Origin of the sequence: Shimia abyssi, assembly GCF_003014475.1 — a bacterium.
In the GTDB taxonomy this organism is placed as follows: Bacteria; Pseudomonadota; Alphaproteobacteria; order Rhodobacterales; family Rhodobacteraceae; genus Shimia; species Shimia abyssi.
In genome coordinates this window covers 222,055-242,703 of the sequence record NZ_PYGJ01000004.1, presented here as the reverse complement: position 1 = coordinate 242,703, position 20,649 = coordinate 222,055, and the positions used below count along the sequence as shown (strand labels likewise).

Below are 20,649 nucleotides of genomic sequence, written 5' to 3'. Positions count from 1 at the left end.
ACGGGCGGATGGATCCGCTGGAAAATGTTCAATGGCGTTGGCCATTTTGCTCGTTTCTTCACGGGGGGTGCCCGTGAGCTCCGCTTTGGGCCCCGGACAATGCCCGGGGCGTGTTCTCGGCGTTAGCCGATGGCTTTCAGCACAGCTTCACCGAGGCCCGCCGGGCTGTCAGCGACAACAATGCCTGCTTCTTTCATGGCTTCGATCTTGTCTTCTGCACCACCTTTACCACCAGCGACGATGGCACCGGCGTGGCCCATGCGGCGGCCGGGAGGGGCCGTGCGGCCTGCGATAAAGCCAGCGGTCGGTTTCCAGCGGCCTTTCTTGCGCTCGTTGGCGAGGAATTCGGCGGCTTCTTCCTCCGCGGACCCACCGATTTCGCCGATCATGATGATCGACTGCGTCTCGTCATCCGACAGGAACATGTCGAGCACGTCGATGTGTTCGGTGCCCTTGATGGGGTCACCACCGATGCCGACGGCGGTCGATTGGCCTAGGCCGATGTCTGCGGTCTGTTTCACAGCTTCGTACGTTAGGGTACCCGAGCGGGAGACAACACCCACGCTCCCGCGTTTGTGAATGTGACCGGGCATAATGCCGATTTTGCAGGCGTCTGGGGTGATCACACCGGGGCAGTTTGGGCCGATCAGGCGGCTTGCGCTACCTTCGAGGGCGCGCTGAACGCGCATCATGTCCAGCACCGGAATGCCTTCGGTGATACAAACGATCAGTTCCATTTCCGCATCAATTGCTTCGAGGATCGAGTCCGCCGCAAAGGGGGGTGGTACGTAGATCACGCTGGCGTTAGCTTCGGTTTTTGCTTTGGCGTCGTGTACCGAGTCAAACACTGGCAGGCCCAGATGCTCCATGCCACCTTTGCCTGGTGTCACACCGCCGACCATTTTAGTGCCATAGGCAATGGCTTGTTCAGAGTGGAAGGTGCCCTGCGAGCCGGTGAGGCCCTGACAGATAACCTTGGTGTTTTCGTTTACGAGAATGGCCATATTGGCTTTCCTTGTTTTGTGTCGCGCAGCGAGGCGCGGATGTTTCGAAAGGGCTGCGAAAAGACCTGAGCTGTTTCAAGCCCAAGCAGGTTTGTTCCGTGGCGGATCCCATTTCGGACCAACTGTGAGATGAACGTGCCCCCAAGGCGACCCAGGCGCCTTGGAGAAAATCATCGCAAACTTAGTTGATCGAAGAGGGGGGGCTAACCGGGTCTGCGGCCTGAGGTGTGGTCCGAACTGGCAACGACTCGTTCTGGCCACATGCGGCCACGAAGAGTGTGCTGAAACCCAATAGTGCCATGACAAACGCTTTCCGCATGATCTTACCCTTTCACTGCTTTCACGATTTTCTCCGCGCCATCCGACAGGTTGTCGGCAGCGATCACATCAAGACCGGAAGTGTTGATGATCTCTTTCCCGGCCTCGACGTTAGTGCCTTCGAGGCGCACAACCAACGGAACCTTGAGGCCCACCTCTTTCACCGCGGCGACAACGCCCTCGGCAATGACGTCACAGCGCATGATGCCACCGAAGATATTGACCAAGATGCCTTTGACCTGCGGGTCCGAAGTGATGATCTTGAACGCTTCGGTCACTTTCTCTTTGGTCGCGCCGCCACCAACGTCGAGGAAGTTGGCAGGCTCTGCGCCATAGAGCTTGATGATATCCATGGTGGCCATCGCGAGGCCCGCGCCGTTCACCATGCAGCCGATTTCACCGTCCAGAGCGATGTAATTCAGGTCGTATTTCGACGCCTCGAGCTCTTTGGGGTCTTCTTCGGTTGTGTCGCGCAGTTCAGCGATGTCGGGGTGGCGGTAAACCGCGTTGCCGTCAAAGCCGACCTTGGCGTCCAGCACTTTGAGGTTGCCGTCATCCGCAACGATCAGTGGGTTGATTTCCAGCATCTCCATGTCTTTTTCCATGAAGGCTGTATAGAGCTGGCCCATCAGTTTGACACATTGCTTGACCTGCGCGCCCTTGAGGCCGAGGGAGAACGCGATGCGGCGACCATGATACGCCTGATAGCCGGTCGCGGGATCAACAGAGAAGGACAGGATTTTCTCAGGCGTTGCGGCGGCGACTTCTTCGATATCCATGCCACCCTCGGTCGAGCAGACAAATGAAACCCGCGATGTCTGGCGATCGACCAACAGCGCGAGGTAGAGTTCGCTTTCGATGCCAGATCCGGCCTCGATGTAAATGCGGTTGACCTGTTTGCCAGCTGGGCCTGTCTGGTGGGTCACAAGGGTGCGACCCAGCATTTTCTTGGCTTCTTCAGCAGCTTCTTCGACCGATTTGGTCAGGCGCACACCGCCTTTTTCGCCGGCATCGGCTTCTTTGAACGTGCCCTTGCCGCGGCCACCTGCGTGGATTTGCGCTTTGACAACCCAAAGCGGGCCGTCAAGTTCGCCTGCTGCGGTTTTTGCGTCTTCGGCTCTGGTGACGGGGCGGCCTTCGGAAACAGGGGCGCCGTAAGAACGAAGGAGTGCCTTCGCCTGGTATTCATGGATGTTCATTGAACTGTCCCATCTTGCTGCGGTTGGATTGGTTCTGGCACAGTTTTACCAGTCTATTAAGCGTTTTTTGGGATGTTGGGTAAATAATTGGTTTTTGTGATCACACTTTTTCTAGCTGTGATCACAAATCTGCACAGGTGGCGCTAACGCTGCGGTGCGATGTGCGACTCATGTGCTTTTTAACCGATATGGTCTGAATCGATTTGAGCAGAAAAAATGGGTATTAGCGAACGCCAACCGGAATGTGTTGTCGAATGCGCAAGTCGACTTTTGCCGAACCTGTCCTGCTTAAACAAAAAGCCCGCCATAAGGCGGGCTTGATAGGTCGTTTGTTTAAGTGGCTTAGTTCAAAGAACTGTCGATGCCTTTGCAGGCGTCAACAAGGCCCTGAACAGCTTTGACCGATGTGTCAAACATAACTTGCTCGTCTTTGTTGAGCTTGATGTTGACGATACGCTCGATGCCGCCCGCGCCGATCACGGTAGGTACGCCGACATACATATCCTTGACGCCAAGGTCGCCGTCGCAATAGGCGGCGCAGGGCAGAACGCGCTTTTGGTCTTTCAGATACGCTTCGGCCATTTCGATCGCCGATGCGGCAGGCGCATAGAAGGCGGAGCCGGTTTTCAGCAGGCCAACGATTTCAGCGCCGCCGTCACGGGTACGCTGAACAATTGCGTCCACCTTCTCTTGCGTGGTCCAGCCCATTTCGATCAGGTCGGGCAAGGGGATGCCGGCGACTGTCGAGTACCGAACCGACGGTACCATGGTATCGCCGTGGCCACCCAGAACAAAGGCGGTCACGTCACGCATAGAGACGTTGAACTCGTCTGCCAGGAAGTGGCGGAAACGCGCGCTGTCCAGAACACCGGCCATGCCGCAAACCTTGTGTGCAGGCAGACCTGAGAATTTTTGCAAAGCCCAAACCATCGCGTCCAGAGGGTTGGTGATGCAGATTACAAATGCGTCAGGTGCGTGTGCTGCGATGCCTTCGCCAACCGATTTCATGACTTTGAGGTTGATTCCCAACAAGTCGTCGCGGCTCATGCCCGGTTTGCGAGCGACACCGGCAGTTACGATGCACACATCCGCGCCAGCGATATCCGCATAGTTGCTGGTGCCGGACATTTGGGCGTCGATTTTTTCGACAGGGCCTGATTCCGCGATGTCGAGCGCCTTGCCCTGGGGCAGGCCGTCTGCGATGTCAAAGAGGATGACGTCGCCGAGTTCCTTGAGCGCTGCGAGGTGAGCAAGTGTGCCACCGATGTTGCCGGCGCCGATGAGGGCAATCTTGGGTCTGGCCATTGGAATTGTCTCCGGTCGATTGAAATATCGCAGGTGGCTTAGGGCGATTTGCCCTCTGACGCAAGTCTTTGCAGTTGCAGCAAACGGACGCAGGCCCAATTACCCAGGGTGAAAACAAAATAGTTTTCGTTAGAATGAGTATTCTTGCCCGTCTCAAATTTGCTGGTTAGGTTCGGCGTGAACACACATTTGATTAGGGTAGTGAACATATGAAACTGGCTTTGAAATCCTTGCTTGTCGTGGCTTTTCTGGGGGCAAGCTTATCTGCATGTGGCAACAGCACGACCGAAAATACCGTTGCGGCGACGACGGTGGGCGATGAGCTTGCAGCGCTGGAGAAAGCGTATGCCGACGGGTTGCTAAGCGAAAAGGAATACAAGGACCAACGTGAAAAAATTCTGGACCGCAAGTAATCAGAAACCGGAATATGGCGCGCGCATGAAAGCGCGCGAAGGGGTGATTCTGCCTGCCGATGCTGGCGGGCAGAGTCGTTTTTGAGGCAATCTCACGCGCGGACATCCGCGTAGCAAGGCGGTGTCAGGCACCATCGCCTTTGGGGGGCAGTGCTTCGGCAAGAGTTTCGAAAGCCTGCCCGCTGGCGACAAGGCAGGTCGCGCCGTTTGGATATGTGACCGTTATGGTCCAGCTGCCTGATGCCTCAGAGGCAAACACCTCCACCACGGCACCCTGAGTGCCCAACCCGAGCGCTTGGCGGGTTTCGCCAAAGCCGTCCGCCAGCCGTTGAACCACAACATCGCGCGGACCACATTGCCGAGCATTTTGCGCCTGAACCAGGTCAGCACCCAACGTCATGAGGCCAAGCCCGAACGTCATTGTCAGAAGTTTGCGTTTCATCTGTCTGTCCTTTCAAATGCGGAGCGCGCCACGGTGGCGACCGGGCCAGACAGGCCCGAAGGCGGCGCGGCCCCGGATTGCAAGTTGGATCGAACGCTTGATTATCCCCGGTTATCGGTGCCACCCGACCCGGACCTCCCGCTTGGTTCGATATGAAAATCATCGCGCCAAAGGCGAAAAATATAAGTTAATGGCGCGTTCGGGCGTGCTTTCTCTGCGCTGCGGCATTTTTGGGCTTGAACTTTTTATCAATTAATGGCTCATTCCGCGCAACATTATTGCGGAGTAAGTTCATGGATCAGCGCGCGCGCCCTTATCGTTCGGTTCTTTATATTCCTGGTTCCAAGGACCGGGCCTTGGATAAGGCCCGCAACCTGCCGGTGGATGCAATCATCTTTGACCTTGAAGATGCAGTTGCCCCGGATGAGAAAGAAAATGCGCGCGCAACGTTGAAAGCCGCGTTGGCGCAAGGCGGTTATGGCAATCGGATGCGCGTCGTGCGGATCAATGGGTTAGACACGCAATGGGGCGAGGCCGACGCACGCGCCGCCGCAGAAATGGATTGCGACGCCGTTTTGTTGCCCAAGGTCGAAAGCACAGAGCAATTGGATGCGCTGACCGCACTGATTGGAGGCAAGCCGATCTGGGCGATGATGGAGACCCCGCGCGCCATGCTGAATGCTGCGGAAATCGCGGCCTATCCGCAGCTGACCGGGTTTGTGATGGGCACAAACGATTTGGCCAAAGAATTGCAAACTCGTTTCCGCCCGGACCGGTTGCCGATGATGGCGGGGCTAGGGCTTTGCCTGTTGGCGGCCAAGGCTGAAGGGATCGTGATTGTTGATGGTGTGTATAACGCATTTAAGGATGCGGACGGCCTGAAGGTGGAATGCGACCAAGGGCGTGACATGGGGTTTGATGGTAAGACATTGATCCACCCGGCGCAGGTCGATGTGGCCAACACGGCGTTTGCTCCGTCAGAGGCAGAGATTGATCTGTCCCGCCGTCAAATTGCCGCGTTTGAAGAATGCGAGGCCAGCGGGCAAGGCGTGGCCGTGGTGGATGGCAAGATTGTTGAGAACCTGCACGTGGTCACGGCGCGTGAAATTCTTGCAAAGGCGGATGCAATCGCGGCTCTGGCAGAGTAAGGCTGGTCTCAAAGCCATCTTATAGGAGAGCGAAATGACATTGCTGGTGCTGGGGGTTCTGCTGTGGATTGCAGGACATTTGTGGAAACGGGCTTTGCCTGCGGTGCACGAAGGGCTAGGAAGCCGCGCGCGTATGGTTTCAACGGTCATTATCGTTGCAGGTGTGTTGGCGATGATCTTTGGCTATCGCATGTCGCCAACTGTCGACCTTTGGTACCCGCCAAGCTGGACGCTGCACGTCAACAACTTGCTGGTGCTGATTGCGCTGTTCCTGATGAGCCCGGCGCCACGCAAAGGTAAGCTGTTCAATAATGTGCGTCATCCGCAACTTGCCGGTTTTCGCGCCTGGGCGTTTGCGCATTTGCTGGTGAATGGCGATCTGGCGTCGGTCATCCTGTTTGGTGGGCTGTTCGTGTGGGCCTTGGTCGAAGTGATGTTGATCAACAAATCCGAGCCGGACTGGACGCCGACGGAAACCGGCACAATTGCCAAGGACGGCATGTTTCTGGTCGCGTCGCTGATTTTGATGGCGATCATTGGATTTGTGCACGGGTGGCTGGGCTATCCAGTGTTTCCGGGGTGAGGTCTTAAGCATGAAACTTTATCGTTTTCTGTCCGAAGAGGACACGTCGGCGTTTTGTCACAAGGTGACGGACGCGCTAAACAAGGGCTGGGAGCTGTATGGCTCCCCCACCCAAACCTGGGATCACGCCGCCGGTGTGATGCGCTGCGGTCAATCCGTGGTGAAGGAGGTTGAGGGAGACTACAGCCCGGAGATCAAACTGGGAGAGCAGTAAATGGCCAAGACCAATCCGGGCCGGTTTTTTGAAGACTACACTCTGGGGCAGGTGATCGAGCACGCCGTTCCTCGCACTGTTGGGGCAGGGGAGCGGGCGCTGTATCACGCGCTCTATCCGGCGCGCCATGCGCTTTATTCTTCGGATGAGTTTGCACGCGCCAGTGGCCTGCCTGCTGCTCCGTTGGATGATCTGGCAGCGTTTCACGTGGTGTTTGGTAAAACCGTTCCGGATGTTTCGCTGAATGCCGTGGCCAATCTCGGTTACGGCGAAGGACGCTGGTTAAAACCAGTTTATGCCGGCGATACGCTGCGGTCCTCGTCCGAGGTGATTGGGCTCAAGCAGAATTCCAACGGTAAAACCGGGGTGGTTTACGTGCGTACACGTGGTACGAACCAGCGCGACGAAGTGGTCATGGAATATGTGCGTTGGGTCATGGTGCGTAAACGTGACGTGGACGCGCCCGCGCCAGAGGCCGTCGTGCCAGAGCTGGCCAAAGTGATGGATCCCAAGGATCTGGTGATCCCTGAGGGGTTGGATTTCACCAACTACGACTTTGCGCAAGCAGGTGAGACGCATCGCTGGGGTGACTATGAGATTGGTGAAACCATTGACCACGTCGACGGTGTGACGCTGGAAGAAGCCGAGCATATGATGGCGACGCGGTTGTGGCAAAACACCGCCAAGGTGCATTTTGACGCGACGTTCCGACCCGATGGGCAACGGCTGATTTACGGCGGTCATATTATCTCGCTGGCCCGCGCGCTGAGCTTTAATGGGCTGGCCAATGCGCAGATGATTGTCGGCCTGAACGGTGGGGCCCATGCCAACCCGGCATTTTCCGGGCTAACGGTCAAAGCGTGGTCCGAAGTACTGGACAAGGCCGAGACCAGCGCGCCAGGTGTTGGCGCGATCCGGTTGCGGCTGGTGGCGACACGCGGTGGCGCGCCATTTGAATTGCGCGGAGACGATGGAAAATACTTGCCGGACGTTTTGCTTGATCTTGACTACTGGGCACTGATGCCAGTTTGATCGGTGCATGATCAATAAGTTCCTTGTACTGATAGCCATGGCCTATGCGCTGGCGACGCCCGCCCGCGCCGAGGTCGAGTTTGACAAGACGCCGGACGAAGTTCTTGGCTATGTCGAAAGCAACCTTCTTGGCATTTTCTATCATGAACTGGGACATGCGCTGATCGACATTCTGGGCCTTCCTATTTTTGGTCAAGAAGAGGATGCGGCGGATGTATTGTCTGTGTTCCTGATCGACGCATTTTATGAAGAGGACACCGCGGTTCAATTGGCGTATGACACAGCCTTTGGATTTCTGGGCGAGGCGGAGAACACGGGGGACGTCGCGTTCTGGGATGTGCACGGCCCAGATTTGCAGCGCTATTATAATCTGGTGTGCATATTTTACGGTGCGAACCCTGATGAGCGGGATGACGTGGCCCAAGATTTGGGTTTGCCGCAGGATCGGGCAGAATACTGTCCGGATGAATATGAGCAGGCCGCTGACAGCTGGGGGCGCGCGCTGGACGAGGTGACGCATCCCAAGGGGGGCAAATCGATCCAGATGCATGATGTGGATGTTGTTTCAGACGGCGGGCAGCTGACGCTTGATCTGATCTCTGACGAGATTGCGGCGCTGAACATGGAATTCCGTCTGCCAGAGACTTTGCGGGTGTCTGTTATCCCCTGCGAGGAGGCCAACGCGTTCTACGATCCACAGTATGCCGAGATTGTAATGTGCACAGAGTTTGCTGATTGGCTGGTCGAGATCGCACCAGAGTAGCCCGTCGCAATCGCGGTCTGCACATCATTGTGATGCTGCGATTGTCTGTTGCTCGCTAGGGTAAGCCATGTGGTTGCGACGTTTGATGTGTCTGATGATCGGAATCGCGCCAGTTTCGGCGCGGGCCTGTGACATTGCACTTTTGCTGGCGGTCGATGTGTCTGGCAGTGTGGACCCCAAAGAATACCGGATACAGATGGATGGGCTGGCCGCCGGGATGCGCGATGGCGTGGTGGTCGAAGCACTCGTGCAGGCAAAGGCCGCCGTGGCATTGATGCAATGGACCGGAGAAGGGCGTCAGGCGCTGGTTGTTCCCTGGACGTCGGTTGAGAGTTTTGAGGCCGCGGAAGATCTGGCACTTGCCATCGAAGCCGCTCCGCGAAGCTGGGACCGATATTCGACGGCGATTGGTGATGCGCTGCTGCGCGCGCGCAACGAATTTGATACTGCGCCAGACTGTCGGCGCAGGGTTATTGACGTGTCGGGCGACGGTATCTCAAATGAAGGCGCGGAGCCGTCAGAGGTGCGGCGGATCATGAAGGCGGCAGAGATCACGGTGAATGCGTTGGTCATAGAAACAGATGAAACTGATCTGACCGCGTATTTCTGGGAAAATGTGATCACAGGTTCTGGGGCCTTTGTTGTGACCGCCAATGGATTTGAGGAATACCCAAAACGCATCCGTGAAAAGCTGATTAGGGAAGTTGCGGAACAGATTTCTCTGTTCACTGCTGAATATTGATCCGCGCACGTCACCTTGTCATTTGGGTTTTTCTGCGAGCGCAAACATTCGATTTTGGCTCTGGTGATAAGTGAGTCTCCATATTTCCTCAATAAATCGTCGGAATTACCTGACAAAAAAAGTTAAATTTGGTTTTGTGATCACTAACAAAAAGCTGTGATCACGAAAATCAAAAAATCTGACCTGATGTGCCAAAAAAACGCAGATTTTCCCGACTTGGAAAGGTGACTTAAACGAAAAAACCGTTAGTAAGTATCCAAGGGAATATGAAAGGAAAGAGTATGGCCGAGGTAAAAAGGGTACAACGCCCGCTGTCTCCGCATCTGACCATTTACCGCCCGCAGATGACATCGATATCGTCGATCATGGTTCGTATCACTGGTATCGCCTGTTTGGTTCTTTCGGTGATCGTGGTCGCGTGGCTTTTGGCGGCGGCATCTGGTCCTGAGGCGTTTGCAACCGTTGATGGTATAGTACGCAGCTTTTTGGGTGACTTGATCCTGCTGGGCGGAACCTGGGCGATTTATTACCACATGCTGGGCAGGTTGCGGCACGTCATCTGGGACTTTGGCTATTGCCTTGATCTTGAGACATCGCTGAAACTGGGCACTGCTCTTTTTGTGGGGGCGACCGTTTTAACGTTGCTCACCGCGCTGATCGTATAAGGAGACTGGCGATGCAATACCTTACCGACCGCAAACGCGCCGTGGGAAATGGGTCTGGCCGGGCCGGCACGCATCATCATTGGCAGATGATGGTCAGCTCTACGCTTCTGGTGGTGCTGGTCCCGCTCTTTGTCCTGACATTCGGTATTGGACTGGGCGGCACCTATGAAGAGGTGTTGGCGTATTACAGCAGGCCTTTCCCGGCCATCGTGACCGGGTTGACGCTGGTTGTGGGCATCATTCACCTGATGCGCGAAGCCCATGCCGCAATCGAAGATTACATGCACGGTTTGGCGGAAAAACTGACCTATATCGCGGTAGGCGCCATTGCCTATACGCTGATCGCCGCGGGCCTTTTTGCCCTTGTCAAACTCGCCCTGTGAACGCGCCGTAAGGATTCTGAACGATGACAGCAGCATATGAATATGAAACCCACGAATACGACGTCGTTGTCGTAGGCGCAGGGGGTGCAGGTTTGCGCGCGACGCTAGGCATGGCCGAACAGGGCCTGCGCACCGCATGTGTGACCAAGGTTTTCCCGACACGCTCCCACACAGTGGCCGCACAAGGCGGCATTGCCGCGTCGCTCTCGAATATGGGGCCCGACAACTGGCAGTGGCACATGTATGACACCGTCAAAGGGTCCGACTGGCTGGGTGATACGGACGCGATGGAATACCTCGCCCGCGAGGCACCCAAAGCGGTTTACGAGCTTGAGCATTACGGCGTGCCATTCTCGCGCACCGAAGAGGGCAAGATTTATCAGCGCCCATTTGGTGGCCACACAACCGAGTTTGGCGAAGGCCCCGCCGTGCAGCGCACCTGTGCTGCGGCGGACCGAACCGGTCACGCGATCCTGCACACGCTATATGGCCAATCGGTCAAGAACAACGCTGAGTTCTATATCGAGTATTTCGCCATCGATCTGATCATGTCTGACGATGGTCAATGTCAGGGTGTGGTCTGCTGGAAGCTGGACGACGGCACCATGCACGTCTTTAACGCCAAAATGGTCGTTTTGGCTACGGGTGGTTACGGTCGCGCGTATTTCTCGGCAACCTCGGCGCACACCTGCACTGGTGACGGTGGCGGGATGGTGGCGCGCGCCGGATTGCCGCTTCAGGATATGGAATTTGTGCAATTTCACCCGACAGGCATTTACGGCTCTGGCTGTCTGATCACAGAAGGTGCGCGTGGAGAGGGTGGCTATCTGACCAACTCCGAAGGCGAGCGTTTTATGGAACGCTATGCACCGCAGTACAAAGACCTTGCGCCGCGTGACTATGTCTCGCGTTCGATGACCATGGAAATTCGCGAAGGTCGCGGTGTGGGCGAAGGCGGGGATCACATTCACCTGAACCTGAGCCACCTGCCATCCGAAGCATTGGCCGAACGCCTGCCGGGTATTTCCGAAAGCGCCAAGATTTTTGCCGGAGTTGACGTGAACAAGGAACCGATACCGGTTCTGCCAACGGTGCACTACAACATGGGCGGTATCCCAACAAACTATTGGGGCGAGGTGCTGAACCCATCGGCGGGGGATCCAACCGCAGTTGTACCGGGCCTGATGGCTGTGGGCGAGGCGGGATGCGCCTCGGTGCATGGTGCGAACCGTCTAGGTTCAAACTCGTTGATTGACCTCGTGGTGTTTGGACGCGCCTCTGCGATCCGCGCGGGCAAGGTCGTGGACGCCGAGGCGCCCAACCCAGTTCTGAATCAGGCGTCTGTCGACAAAGCGTTTGATCGCCTGGACGGGCTGCGCAACGCCAAGGGTGGCACACCCACCGCAGAACTACGCCTTGAAATGCAGCGTACTATGCAGGCTGACGCGGCTGTTTTCCGGACCGACAAAACCTTGAAAGAGGGTGTCGAGAAGATGACAGCGATCGCGACCAAGATGGACGATCTGAGCGTGACTGACACGTCGCTGGTCTGGAACAGCGACTTGATGGAAACGCTGGAGTTGACCAACCTGATGCCAAACGCCATGGCGACAATTGTGGGGGCCGAAGCGCGCAAGGAGAGCCGCGGTGCACACGCGCATGAGGATTATTCCGAGCGTGACGACGAGAACTGGCGCGTGCACACAGTGGCGCGCGTTGACGGCGGGACAGTTGATCTGAGCTATCGTCCAGTCATCAAGGACCCGCTGACCACCGAAGACGAAGGCGGTATCAGCCTCAAGAAAATCGCCCCAAAGGCGCGGACATTCTGATGGTTTCGGGGGCGGTGCGGTTGATCGCTGGTGCGGCGTGCGCGATGAGTGTTGTCTTTGGTTCACCTGTAGAAGTGCAGGCGCAAAACAACCAAGTCGCAACACACGTGCGGGCCTGCATGAAGGCAACTCGGGCACCGGGTAGCTACGCAGTGAACCAAGCGGCGGCTGTACCCAGTGTAGTGGTTTCCAATGGAGGCACCGAGCGCGGCGCACGCGATGTGAACGACTGTTTGCAAGACAAATACGCGGTTCAGTTCGGGGCGAAGTCTGCAACTGGATCCAGTCCGGCGTCTGGGGAAAACAAAAGTGCCGCGCAGTGTAAGACCACGCGTAATCAGCAGAAAGCGGCGGGTGGCGTCTTGACAGCCGGAACCTTTGTCGCAGCGGGTGCTGTACCGGCCGCCGCGATATTCTGGGGTGGGGTTGCGGTTGGCGTGACCGGAAATCGCGAATACCGCGACTGCCTTGATCGGGCAGGCGTGAAGCGTCAGGCTCAGGAAGTCGGCACGTATGGTCACTTCGTTTGTCGCAATTCTAGCGGCGGTATTTACGGCGGAAATAGCTATTGCTGATGAGAAATGTGCCAAAGCGCGGTAATCCCTTTGAGGATACTGCAGGCAATGTCAGCGGAAATTAGGAGACAAACAGATGGTTGAATTTGCACTCCCCAAGAATTCGCGCATAACGGTGGGTAAGACATGGCCCAAACCGGAAGGCGCGACCAATGTGCGCAAGTTCCAGATTTACCGCTGGAACCCGGATGATGGCAAAAACCCACGGATCGACACGTATTTCCTTGATATGGATAAATGCGGACCGATGGTGCTGGACGCGCTGATCAAGATCAAGAATGAGATTGACCCAACGTTGACCTTCCGCCGGTCGTGCCGCGAGGGGATTTGCGGGTCGTGCTCGATGAATATCGACGGCATCAACACGCTGGCCTGTATCTATGGTCTGGACGAGATCAAGGGTGACGTGAAAATCTATCCGCTGCCGCATATGGAAGTGGTCAAGGATCTGATCCCTGACCTGACACATTTCTATGCTCAGCACGCGTCGGTTATGCCGTGGCTTGAGACCAAGACCAACCGTCCGGCGAAAGAGTGGCGTCAATCGATTGAGGATCGTAAGAAACTTGACGGTTTGTATGAATGCGTGATGTGCGCCAGTTGCTCGACATCTTGTCCGAGCTATTGGTGGAACAGCGATCGTTACCTTGGCCCAGCTGCTTTGCTGCATGCCTATCGCTGGATTATCGACAGCCGAGATGAGGCCACGGGTGAGCGGTTGGACGAGTTGGAAGACCCGTTCAAACTGTATCGCTGTCACACGATCATGAACTGCGCCAAGACCTGTCCCAAGGGTCTGAACCCGGCGAAAGCGATTGCCGAGATCAAGAAGATGATGGTTGAACGCCACGTTTGATCGAGAGTTACATTCTTTGGAAAGCCCGCACATCTGTGCGGGCTTTTTTGTTTTCGCGGCGGTTTATTTGCCTTGGCTTGGCGCGAAAATGGTCGGCGGCTGACACGCGGGCCAGCACGATAGAACTTAAGGGCTAGCAGGTTTGGGGGCAGTGGGTATCACGGTAAAGTCGCGATGCGGGGGCAGTTTTGAGACGACGATTGTTCTCTGGGGTCGCCTGCGCGGGCTGTGTCGAGGATGTGAAGAGTAAGTGAACGCATTTTCGGTATGATCCGCAGTGTCAAATATCGAACAGGAGTTAACGGTATGAAAAAATTGCTTTTCTGGTTGCAGGGTTGATGGCGGGCGCGGCGTTTGCCGGGGACACGCCGTCAGCGGATGGCGCAAAAGTCTATTTCATCGGAGTCGAAAATGGCGCCGAGATTAATGGCCCGGTTGTGATACGGTTTGGCCTGTCCGGCATGGGTGTTGCGCCAGCAGGGACAGAAGTGGAAAACACCGGCCATCACCATATTTTCTTGAACCGTCCGGCCTTGGGCGAGGGCGCGGATGATGCGGAGCTTTTGGAGATTGGTATTCCATCTGACGATAACCATCGTCATTTTGGTGGCGGCCAGACCGAAGTCGCGCTTGATTTGCCCGCCGGAGAGCATACTCTGCAGCTGGTTCTGGGGGACGAATTTCATGTGCCGCACAATCCGCCCGTTGTGTCCGAGGTGATCACAATCACGGTGAAATAATCAACAAAGACAACGTATTGGGATAGCCTATGACAGACATTCACACCCCGCCTTCAGATGCCGAGGCGCGGCGGCGAGTGGAGCCGGTTATTTGCTATCCCAATGACACACTGCCTGCTGCGCCGTTGGATTTGTATCAGAGGGCACGAGCCACGGCAGAGAAGGTAGACGAAGTATTGGTTCCTGCGCGCGATGCGCGGTGTTTTGAGGTGCCCGCCGGGCATTTTTTCCGCATTTCGTCGGTGGAAGGATCACAAGTGGGCGACCTGAACCTTTGGAATTTAACTGACCTGTCTGAGCGGTTTTACTCCGGTAAAACGCGCGCGCTGCACGGGACACATATTTCGACCGGCGAGCGGATGTGGTCATCATTCCCGAATCTGCGGCCCATGGCGACTGTCGTGTCCGACAGTCTCGATTGGTACGGAATCGATGATTTCGGCGGGTCTGTACATGACGTGATCGGGACAAGATGTGATCCCTATACAGGTAACTTGTTGAGCTCGAACCAGTATCACTATTGCTGCCATTCTAACCTGACCCGCGCGCTGGCGGATCACTTGGGCTTGTCGCTGCATGAGGCAGAACCGCATGTGCATGACGTTTTGAACGTATTCATGTGTACTGGGTTCACACGGGACACGGGGCAGTACTTTATGAAGGCCAGCCCGGTGCGTCCCGGTGACTATATTGATTTCTTTGCGGAAATCGATCTTTTGGGTGGGCTGAGTGCCTGTCCGGGCGGGGACTGTTCGAGCGAGCACAGTTCGGATGAAGCGGCGTGTTACCCGCTTTTGGTTGAAACTTTCAAACCACAGAACGGCGCATTGACAAGCTGGGCCAGCCCAAGTGTGAACGGCTACGATCGCAGCCATGGGCTCTAGAGAAACATAACCTGGTTGCGGCTGGATTTCGTAGCCGTTGCAATCGGTATTTGGGCGAATGCATCGGCCCTGCTCCTTGGGTCAGGCACTCTCAATCCGACGATTGTGCTGGAAGTCTCTCAGCGTGTCCGGCTTCATCTGGATAGAGAATCCAGCTTCTGTTGGTGCCATATACGCACCATTTCGGACGCGACACGGGGTCAGGAAATGTTCGTGCAGGTGGTCAACATACTCGATCCGTTTGGTATCTTTTTCGCCGGTGATGGCGGCAAAGTCGATCATGGAAAGGTGTTGTACATATTCACATAAGCCAACACCCCCGGCATGAGGCCACACAGGCAAGTCATACTTGGCGGCCATCAATTGCACCGCAAGCACTTCGTTCAACCCACCCAATCGACAACTGTCGATCTGCACAAAATCAATAGCTTGATTGGCGATGAACTGTTTGAACATGATCCTGTTCTGGCACATTTCGCCAGTTGCGACCTTTATGGGCGCAACGGCTTCGCGGATCTTGCGATGTCCCATGACATCATCCGGACTGGTTGGTTCTTCGATGAACAGCGGGCGTGCAAAAGCAAGTTTCTTTACCCAATCAATAGCTTGATCAACTTCCCAGACTTGGTTGGCGTCGATCATAATGTTCATCTCGTCGCCCAGTACGTCGCGGGCGATGGTCAGTCGACGGATATCATCTTCGACACTTTGCCCCACCTTGAATTTAGTGTGGGTAAAGCCAGCATCACGGGCCTCTTGGCACAAGCGGCGGAGTTTTTCGTCGCTATAGCCAAGCCACCCGGCAGAGGTCGTGTAACAGGGGTAGCCTTCGGTTTTGAGTGTCTCGATCCGCGCCGCTTTGCCCACGGCACCATGGCGCAGGATATCCAGTGCTTCGTCCGGGGTCAGGACATCTGTCATATAGCGAAAATCGACTAGCTTGACGAGTTCTTCAGGTGACATCTCTGAAACCAGCCGCCAGACGGGTTTGCCCGATTGTTTGGCCAGCAGATCCCACGCTGCATTGACAACCGCCCCAGTCGCCAGATGGATGGCACCCTTGTCAGGGCCAATCCATCGCAGTTGACTGTCGCCTGTAACATGACGCCAGAAACGCCCCATATCTTCGCGCATCCAGTCGAGATCGAGCCCCACAAGGAGATGCCGCATGGCTTTGATCGCCGCGACACAGATTTCTGTGCCGCGCCCAATCGTAAAAGTCAGCCCGTGTCCTTCGTGGCCGGCATCTGTTTCTAAGACAACATAAGCCGCCGAATAATCTGGATCAGGGTTCATCGCGTCCGACCCGTCGAGTTGGTCGGACGTTGGAAAGCGAAGATCATAGGTTCTTAGCCCGGTGATACGCGCCATCAGCCAGCCACCACAGTCTGGCGTTGCACGCCCAGCCCTTCGACGCCCAACTCGATCTTGTCGCCGGGTTTGAGATAAGTCTGGGGTGATTGCCCCATGCCAACACCCGGAGGTGTTCCGGTAGAGATCACATCACCTGGTTGCAGGCTCATGAACTGCGAAATATGCGAAACGACGGTGGCGACATCAAAGTGCATCGTTTTGGTCGACCCGTCCTGATAGCGGTGTCCGTTCACCTCTAGGTACATTCCAAGGTTCTGAGGGTCGGCCACTTCGTCGCGCGTTACGAGCCATGGGCCAATCGGGCCAAACGTATCGGCGGATTTACCTTTGACCCACTGGCCCGAGCGATGCAGCTGAAAGTCACGTTCGGAGAGGTCATTAACCACACAATAGCCTGCGACATGATCCAGCGCGTCTTCGACGCTGACGTATTTCGCGTGCTTGCCAATCACAACGCCCAGTTCCACCTCCCAATCGGTCTTCACAGATGTACGTGGAATTTCGACAGTATCGTTTGGGCCGCAAATGGCGGATGTTGCCTTGAAAAACAACACTGGCTCTTCTGGGAGATCCATCCCCGCCTCAGCGGCATGGTCGGCATAGTTAAGACCGATGCAGATGAATTTGCCAACTTGCGCGACACAGGCACCAATGCGGGGATCGCCGCCAACTTTTGGCAGCGTGTCCAGATCGATTTCGCGCAGCCGGTTCAGTTCTGTGTCGCCCAAAGTGGCGCCGCCAATGTCCGCAATGACGCCAGACAGGTCTCGGATTGCGCCGTCTGTATCCAGAATGCCGGGTTTTTCGGCCCCAACTGGGCCATATCTCAACAGTTTCATTGGGAAGTTCTCCTGAATCTAAATTGACCAGCCACCATCAATGGCGTGTGTCTGACCTGTGGTGAATGCGCTGTCGTCGCTTGCAAGATAAAGTGCCAGTGCGGCAATTTCCTCGGGTTTACCGATGCGCCCCATCGGTTGGCGGGCGATAAAGTCGCTCATGGCCTGTTCATAGTCGCCGGTCGCGCGCAGCCGTTCGTGCATCGAAGGGCTGTCCACGGTGCCAGGGCATATCGCGTTGCAGCGAATACCTTGCGTGACATAGTCCGCAGCAATGGATTTTGTCATGCCGATTACGGCCGCTTTGGAGGCGCAATAGGCAAACCGGTTTGGGACGCCCTTGAGCGAAGAGGCCACAGAAGACATGTTGATGATCGATCCGCCGCCATTATCCAACATTACAGGCAAGAGCAGTCGGGTGAGGCGGAACATTGCCTTGACGTTCAGTTCGAAGCTGAAGTCCCAGTCGCGCTCGTCGCAGTCCAGAATGGATCCGTTAGCGACAAATCCAGCGCAATTGAACAGCACGTCAAGCGTTCCGATCTCAGCCATTGCAGCGCTCACAGCGGCGGGATCTGTTACGTCCAATTTCAACGCGGTCACACCGTCTAGAGCATCCAATTCGGCAAGGGTTTCAGGATTGATGTCGCTTGCAACAACCGTTGCACCCTCGGCTGCAAACAGCTCTGCGGTGGTGCGCCCGATACCTTGCCCGGCCGCTGTGATCAGCACTTTCTTGTTGGCCAGACGGCCCGTCGAGTTTGTCATCAATTCACTCCGTGTGAAAAACTTCTTCCATCATTGACCATTGTTCGCCTTCGGCGCGGCTGGCGAGCGGTGATTGGCAGGGGTCGGTGTGCGTCCACCATTCCTGTGTTCTGGGATCCTTGGCCATCTGGGCCATGTCACCATTGAAATCGTCGCCGTGATATTCCCAATACCCGAACAACAGGTTTTCAGGCTCTCGCAGAAAAATCGTATAGTTTCGGATGTTGCTGCCTCTGATCTGGTCCAGCACATCTGGCCACGCGTCTGCATGAAGCCGCTTATACTCTTTGATCTTGTCGGGTTTGATCCCGATCACCATGCCCATACGTTGCATTAATGTCCCCTAGTCACAGTGGTCGACAGAACAGATTTGGCGTCAATAGCTTGCCAATCCCAGTCTATCCCCAAGCCTGGCACATCTGAAGGAATGGCGAAGCCATCTTTCATTCGCATCCCGTCGCCTGTCACGCTGTCCAGTTGTGGAATGTACTCCAACCATTTGGCGTTGGGCACGGCGCAGACCAGCGGTAGATGCAATTCCATCAGGAAATGCGGACACACCATCACGTTAAACGCTTCGGCCATGTGCGCCACCTTTAACCACGGAGTGATCCCGCCGATGCGCGCCACGTCCACTTGCACAATCGAGGCCGCGCCCAGCTGTAAATAGTCCTTGAACTGGCTAAGTGAATACATGCTTTCGCCAACGGCGATGGGTACAGAGGTGTGACGCGCCAGTTCGATGTGGCCAGCCACATTGTCGGCGGGCAGGGGTTCTTCGAACCAGCCAATACCATATGTTTCCAGCAGTCGCGCGCGCCGGATGGCTTCGGACAGGGTGAATCCCTGATTGCCATCGGTCATAATCTCGTATCGATCGCCAACGGCGGCCCGCACCGCACCAAGCCGTGCGTCATCTTCGCTGATATGCTCACAGCCGATCTTGATCTTGGAGCCGCGAAACCCTCGCTCCTGCATTTCAAGCGCATCATCGACCAGCGCCTGCGGCTCAAGATGCAACCAACCTCCTTCGGTCGTATAAAGCGGGATGCGCTCGCGGCTGCCGCCTGCCGCTTTCCACAAGGGCAGATCCGCCTTTTTGCATTTCAGATCCCAAAGCGCCGTATCAATGGCCGCCATCGCGAGCGACGTAATTGCGCCCACGGCGGTGGCATGCGTGCTGAACAGCATCTCCTGCCACAACCCTTCGATCCGGTCAGGGTCACGTCCAATCAACAAGGGCGCCAAGGTGTGTTCGAGCATGGCCATGATCGAAGGCCCGCCGGTTCCGATAGTATAGCAATATCCGGTTCCCGTTGCGCCATCGCTATCGTGGAGCGTCACAATCGGCGTTTCCTGGCTGACAAATGTCTGAATGGCGTCGACCCGTTTCACCTTGGGAACCAAGTCGATCATCTGTAGGTCTATTCGTGTGATATGTGCCATGATCAGCCCCGGATTGCATTCGATGTCGCCGCATCAAAGATGTGGCACTTGTCCAGCATCAGCTGGAATTTCAGAGTTTCGCCGGGCCGAACTGGGCGGGGGTTGTACATCTTAGCTTGTACTTCGGTTCCGGCCACCTCAGTGAACAACAAGGTTTCCGTGCCCAATGGTTCTGTCAGGGTAACGGGCAAATCCAGCTCAGTTCTTTCTCCACCTTCTTCGACCGCGTGTCCCATCGGCATCAAATTGTCCGCCCGAAACCCGAACTTGATCGCCTGACCATCTGAAACGCGTCCACGTGCGGTTGACGGTAAGGGTATTGTCAGACCGCCATGTAATCCTCCGCTAGACGGAGCGTGCAATTCGACCGCGTTATCGCCGCGCACAATTCCGTCAATCAGGTTCATTGGCGGTGAACCGATGAACGTTGCGACAAACGTATTGACCGGCTTGTCGAACAGTTCCAGTGGAGTGCCGACCTGAACAATATGCCCGTCCTGCATCAGCACGATACGATCTGCCAACGTCATGGCTTCGACCTGATCGTGGGTTACGTAGATGATTGTGTTGCCGACTTTCTGATGTAGCTTCTTAATCTCGACCCGCATCTGAGTGCGCAGCTTGGCGTCAAGGTTCGACAAGGGTTCGTCAAACAGGAATACATCCGGGTGGCGCACAATCGCCCGCCCCATGGCAACACGCTGTCGCTGACCACCAGACAGTTCAGCAGGCTTGCGATCCATCAACTCATCCAACCCGAGGATTGCAGCGGCCTCATCCACCGCCGCGATAATTTCTTCGGGTGCCTTTTTCTTGATCGCCAGCGAGAACCCAAGGTTTTCGCGAACGGTCATGTGGGGGTAAAGCGCGTAATTCTGAAACACCATCGAGATATTGCGTTCCCGCGGCGGCAGGTCGTTCACGATCCGCCCACCAATTGAGACATCGCCGCCCGATATAGCCTCGAGCCCGGCGATCATTCGCAAAGTCGTGGATTTGCCGCATCCCGAAGGCCCAACCAGAACCACGAATTCGCCGTGTTGAATATCGAGGTCGATGCCGTGTACTGCCCGGTGAGCACCGTAGTTTTTGACTACATTTGAAAGGGTTACTTCGGTCATGAT

General features: G+C 56.0%; 24 protein-coding genes. 14 read left to right on the top strand and 10 right to left on the bottom strand.

Features of this window, described 5'->3' with window-relative positions; genetic code table 11:
* Positions 1–122 precede the first annotated feature (122 nt).
* The 3 genes from sucD to mdh all read right to left on the bottom strand — a co-directional run bounded on the left by sucD (position 123) and on the right by mdh (position 3,826).
* Positions 123–1,004: a succinate--CoA ligase subunit alpha gene (sucD, locus tag CLV88_RS09720; RefSeq protein WP_106608191.1), complete on the bottom strand. Its 882-nt coding sequence runs from the start codon at positions 1,002–1,004 to the stop codon at positions 123–125.
* Between the two features lie 323 nt (positions 1,005–1,327).
* Positions 1,328–2,521, bottom strand: a complete 1,194-nt coding sequence (gene sucC, locus CLV88_RS09715; protein WP_106608190.1) for an ADP-forming succinate--CoA ligase subunit beta — start codon at positions 2,519–2,521, stop codon at positions 1,328–1,330.
* A gap of 342 nt (positions 2,522–2,863) precedes the next feature.
* Positions 2,864–3,826 (bottom strand): malate dehydrogenase, encoded by a 963-nt coding sequence (mdh, locus tag CLV88_RS09710; protein ID WP_106608189.1) that lies wholly within the window; start codon positions 3,824–3,826, stop codon positions 2,864–2,866.
* A 209-nt stretch (positions 3,827–4,035) separates the two neighbouring features.
* Here mdh and CLV88_RS09705 point away from each other — a divergent pair, with 209 nt between their 5' ends.
* On the top strand, positions 4,036–4,239 hold the full coding sequence (locus CLV88_RS09705) for a hypothetical protein (RefSeq protein WP_106608188.1): 204 nt from the start codon (positions 4,036–4,038) through the stop codon (positions 4,237–4,239).
* A gap of 124 nt (positions 4,240–4,363) precedes the next feature.
* Here the strand turns inward: CLV88_RS09705 and CLV88_RS09700 are convergent, their stop codons facing one another.
* Positions 4,364–4,681 (bottom strand): hypothetical protein, encoded by a 318-nt coding sequence (locus CLV88_RS09700; RefSeq protein ID WP_106608187.1) that lies wholly within the window; start codon positions 4,679–4,681, stop codon positions 4,364–4,366.
* 293 nt (positions 4,682–4,974) lie between these two features.
* On the opposite strand from CLV88_RS09700, the gene CLV88_RS09690 reads away from it, so the two are divergent.
* From CLV88_RS09690 to CLV88_RS09630, 13 genes are all read left to right on the top strand, one after another.
* Entirely contained in the window at positions 4,975–5,829 is an 855-nt protein-coding gene (locus tag CLV88_RS09690) for an HpcH/HpaI aldolase/citrate lyase family protein (protein ID WP_106608185.1), read from the top strand.
* Between the two features lie 34 nt (positions 5,830–5,863).
* Entirely contained in the window at positions 5,864–6,412 is a 549-nt protein-coding gene (locus CLV88_RS09685; protein WP_106608184.1) for an NnrU family protein, read from the top strand.
* Between the two features lie 10 nt (positions 6,413–6,422).
* Positions 6,423–6,626 (top strand): DUF1737 domain-containing protein, encoded by a 204-nt coding sequence (locus CLV88_RS09680; RefSeq protein ID WP_106608183.1) that lies wholly within the window; start codon positions 6,423–6,425, stop codon positions 6,624–6,626.
* Positions 6,627–7,658 carry a MaoC family dehydratase gene (locus CLV88_RS09675; RefSeq protein ID WP_106608182.1) on the top strand — a complete coding sequence of 344 codons (1,032 nt, stop codon included), beginning with the start codon at positions 6,627–6,629 and terminating at the stop codon, positions 7,656–7,658. It abuts the gene before it with no gap.
* 7 nt (positions 7,659–7,665) lie between these two features.
* A complete protein-coding gene (locus tag CLV88_RS09670) occupies positions 7,666–8,421 on the top strand; it encodes a DUF4344 domain-containing metallopeptidase (RefSeq protein ID WP_106608181.1) in 756 nt (251 codons plus the stop codon).
* Between the two features lie 67 nt (positions 8,422–8,488).
* The gene (locus CLV88_RS09665; protein ID WP_106608180.1) at positions 8,489–9,163 is read left to right on the top strand and encodes a DUF1194 domain-containing protein; all 675 of its coding nucleotides are present in this window, start codon (positions 8,489–8,491) and stop codon (positions 9,161–9,163) included.
* A 281-nt stretch (positions 9,164–9,444) separates the two neighbouring features.
* Entirely contained in the window at positions 9,445–9,828 is a 384-nt protein-coding gene (gene sdhC / locus CLV88_RS09660; RefSeq protein ID WP_106608179.1) for a succinate dehydrogenase, cytochrome b556 subunit, read from the top strand.
* Positions 9,829–9,839: 11 nt separating this feature from the next.
* Positions 9,840–10,211 carry a succinate dehydrogenase, hydrophobic membrane anchor protein gene (locus CLV88_RS09655; protein WP_106608178.1) on the top strand — a complete coding sequence of 124 codons (372 nt, stop codon included), beginning with the start codon at positions 9,840–9,842 and terminating at the stop codon, positions 10,209–10,211.
* Positions 10,212–10,234: 23 nt separating this feature from the next.
* Positions 10,235–12,043: a succinate dehydrogenase flavoprotein subunit gene (gene sdhA, locus CLV88_RS09650; protein WP_106608177.1), complete on the top strand. Its 1,809-nt coding sequence runs from the start codon at positions 10,235–10,237 to the stop codon at positions 12,041–12,043.
* Positions 12,043–12,618, top strand: coding sequence for a hypothetical protein (locus tag CLV88_RS09645; protein ID WP_106608176.1), 576 nt, complete (start codon positions 12,043–12,045; stop codon positions 12,616–12,618). The genes sdhA and CLV88_RS09645 overlap by 1 nt, the downstream gene beginning before the upstream one ends.
* 76 nt (positions 12,619–12,694) lie before the next feature.
* Positions 12,695–13,474 (top strand): succinate dehydrogenase iron-sulfur subunit, encoded by a 780-nt coding sequence (locus tag CLV88_RS09640; RefSeq protein ID WP_106608175.1) that lies wholly within the window; start codon positions 12,695–12,697, stop codon positions 13,472–13,474.
* 338 nt (positions 13,475–13,812) lie between these two features.
* Entirely contained in the window at positions 13,813–14,214 is a 402-nt protein-coding gene (locus tag CLV88_RS09635) for a DUF4399 domain-containing protein (RefSeq protein ID WP_106608174.1), read from the top strand.
* Positions 14,215–14,243: 29 nt separating this feature from the next.
* Positions 14,244–15,098 carry an urea carboxylase-associated family protein gene (locus CLV88_RS09630; RefSeq protein ID WP_106608173.1) on the top strand — a complete coding sequence of 285 codons (855 nt, stop codon included), beginning with the start codon at positions 14,244–14,246 and terminating at the stop codon, positions 15,096–15,098.
* Positions 15,099–15,179: 81 nt separating this feature from the next.
* Here the strand turns inward: CLV88_RS09630 and CLV88_RS09625 are convergent, their stop codons facing one another.
* The 6 genes from CLV88_RS09625 to CLV88_RS09600 are packed head-to-tail and all read right to left on the bottom strand — an operon-like array spanning position 15,180 to position 20,646.
* On the bottom strand, positions 15,180–16,469 hold the full coding sequence (locus CLV88_RS09625) for an L-fuconate dehydratase (protein WP_106608172.1): 1,290 nt from the start codon (positions 16,467–16,469) through the stop codon (positions 15,180–15,182).
* A complete protein-coding gene (locus CLV88_RS09620; protein ID WP_106608171.1) occupies positions 16,469–17,311 on the bottom strand; it encodes a fumarylacetoacetate hydrolase family protein in 843 nt (280 codons plus the stop codon). The genes CLV88_RS09625 and CLV88_RS09620 overlap by 1 nt, the downstream gene beginning before the upstream one ends.
* An 18-nt stretch (positions 17,312–17,329) precedes the next feature.
* Complete coding sequence (locus CLV88_RS09615) at positions 17,330–18,079, bottom strand: SDR family oxidoreductase (protein WP_106608170.1); 750 nt, start codon at positions 18,077–18,079, stop codon at positions 17,330–17,332.
* Positions 18,080–18,083: 4 nt separating this feature from the next.
* Positions 18,084–18,413, bottom strand: a complete 330-nt coding sequence (locus CLV88_RS09610) for an L-rhamnose mutarotase (RefSeq protein ID WP_106608169.1) — start codon at positions 18,411–18,413, stop codon at positions 18,084–18,086.
* A complete protein-coding gene (locus CLV88_RS09605) occupies positions 18,413–19,525 on the bottom strand; it encodes a mandelate racemase/muconate lactonizing enzyme family protein (protein WP_106608168.1) in 1,113 nt (370 codons plus the stop codon). Before CLV88_RS09605 ends, CLV88_RS09610 begins: the two co-directional genes overlap by 1 nt.
* A gap of 2 nt (positions 19,526–19,527) precedes the next feature.
* On the bottom strand, positions 19,528–20,646 hold the full coding sequence (locus tag CLV88_RS09600) for an ABC transporter ATP-binding protein (RefSeq protein ID WP_106608167.1): 1,119 nt from the start codon (positions 20,644–20,646) through the stop codon (positions 19,528–19,530).
* Positions 20,647–20,649: the final 3 nt, after the last annotated feature.

What these genes read in the sequence shown, in the direction of transcription:
- sucD (WP_106608191.1), bottom strand. Translation starts at nt 1,004, where the DNA reads ATGGCCATTCTCGTAAACGAAAACACCAAGGTTATCTGTCAGGGCCTC.
- sucC (WP_106608190.1), bottom strand. Translation starts at nt 2,521, where the DNA reads ATGAACATCCATGAATACCAGGCGAAGGCACTCCTTCGTTCTTACGGC.
- mdh (WP_106608189.1), bottom strand. Translation starts at nt 3,826, where the DNA reads ATGGCCAGACCCAAGATTGCCCTCATCGGCGCCGGCAACATCGGTGGC.
- CLV88_RS09705 (WP_106608188.1), top strand. Translation starts at nt 4,036, where the DNA reads ATGAAACTGGCTTTGAAATCCTTGCTTGTCGTGGCTTTTCTGGGGGCA.
- CLV88_RS09700 (WP_106608187.1), bottom strand. Translation starts at nt 4,681, where the DNA reads ATGAAACGCAAACTTCTGACAATGACGTTCGGGCTTGGCCTCATGACG.
- CLV88_RS09690 (WP_106608185.1), top strand. Translation starts at nt 4,975, where the DNA reads ATGGATCAGCGCGCGCGCCCTTATCGTTCGGTTCTTTATATTCCTGGT.
- CLV88_RS09685 (WP_106608184.1), top strand. Translation starts at nt 5,864, where the DNA reads ATGACATTGCTGGTGCTGGGGGTTCTGCTGTGGATTGCAGGACATTTG.
- CLV88_RS09680 (WP_106608183.1), top strand. Translation starts at nt 6,423, where the DNA reads ATGAAACTTTATCGTTTTCTGTCCGAAGAGGACACGTCGGCGTTTTGT.
- CLV88_RS09675 (WP_106608182.1), top strand. Translation starts at nt 6,627, where the DNA reads ATGGCCAAGACCAATCCGGGCCGGTTTTTTGAAGACTACACTCTGGGG.
- CLV88_RS09670 (WP_106608181.1), top strand. Translation starts at nt 7,666, where the DNA reads ATGATCAATAAGTTCCTTGTACTGATAGCCATGGCCTATGCGCTGGCG.
- CLV88_RS09665 (WP_106608180.1), top strand. Translation starts at nt 8,489, where the DNA reads ATGTGGTTGCGACGTTTGATGTGTCTGATGATCGGAATCGCGCCAGTT.
- sdhC (WP_106608179.1), top strand. Translation starts at nt 9,445, where the DNA reads ATGGCCGAGGTAAAAAGGGTACAACGCCCGCTGTCTCCGCATCTGACC.
- CLV88_RS09655 (WP_106608178.1), top strand. Translation starts at nt 9,840, where the DNA reads ATGCAATACCTTACCGACCGCAAACGCGCCGTGGGAAATGGGTCTGGC.
- sdhA (WP_106608177.1), top strand. Translation starts at nt 10,235, where the DNA reads ATGACAGCAGCATATGAATATGAAACCCACGAATACGACGTCGTTGTC.
- CLV88_RS09645 (WP_106608176.1), top strand. Translation starts at nt 12,043, where the DNA reads ATGGTTTCGGGGGCGGTGCGGTTGATCGCTGGTGCGGCGTGCGCGATG.
- CLV88_RS09640 (WP_106608175.1), top strand. Translation starts at nt 12,695, where the DNA reads ATGGTTGAATTTGCACTCCCCAAGAATTCGCGCATAACGGTGGGTAAG.
- CLV88_RS09635 (WP_106608174.1), top strand. Translation starts at nt 13,813, where the DNA reads ATGGCGGGCGCGGCGTTTGCCGGGGACACGCCGTCAGCGGATGGCGCA.
- CLV88_RS09630 (WP_106608173.1), top strand. Translation starts at nt 14,244, where the DNA reads ATGACAGACATTCACACCCCGCCTTCAGATGCCGAGGCGCGGCGGCGA.
- CLV88_RS09625 (WP_106608172.1), bottom strand. Translation starts at nt 16,469, where the DNA reads ATGGCGCGTATCACCGGGCTAAGAACCTATGATCTTCGCTTTCCAACG.
- CLV88_RS09620 (WP_106608171.1), bottom strand. Translation starts at nt 17,311, where the DNA reads ATGAAACTGTTGAGATATGGCCCAGTTGGGGCCGAAAAACCCGGCATT.
- CLV88_RS09615 (WP_106608170.1), bottom strand. Translation starts at nt 18,079, where the DNA reads ATGACAAACTCGACGGGCCGTCTGGCCAACAAGAAAGTGCTGATCACA.
- CLV88_RS09610 (WP_106608169.1), bottom strand. Translation starts at nt 18,413, where the DNA reads ATGCAACGTATGGGCATGGTGATCGGGATCAAACCCGACAAGATCAAA.
- CLV88_RS09605 (WP_106608168.1), bottom strand. Translation starts at nt 19,525, where the DNA reads ATGGCACATATCACACGAATAGACCTACAGATGATCGACTTGGTTCCC.
- CLV88_RS09600 (WP_106608167.1), bottom strand. Translation starts at nt 20,646, where the DNA reads ATGACCGAAGTAACCCTTTCAAATGTAGTCAAAAACTACGGTGCTCAC.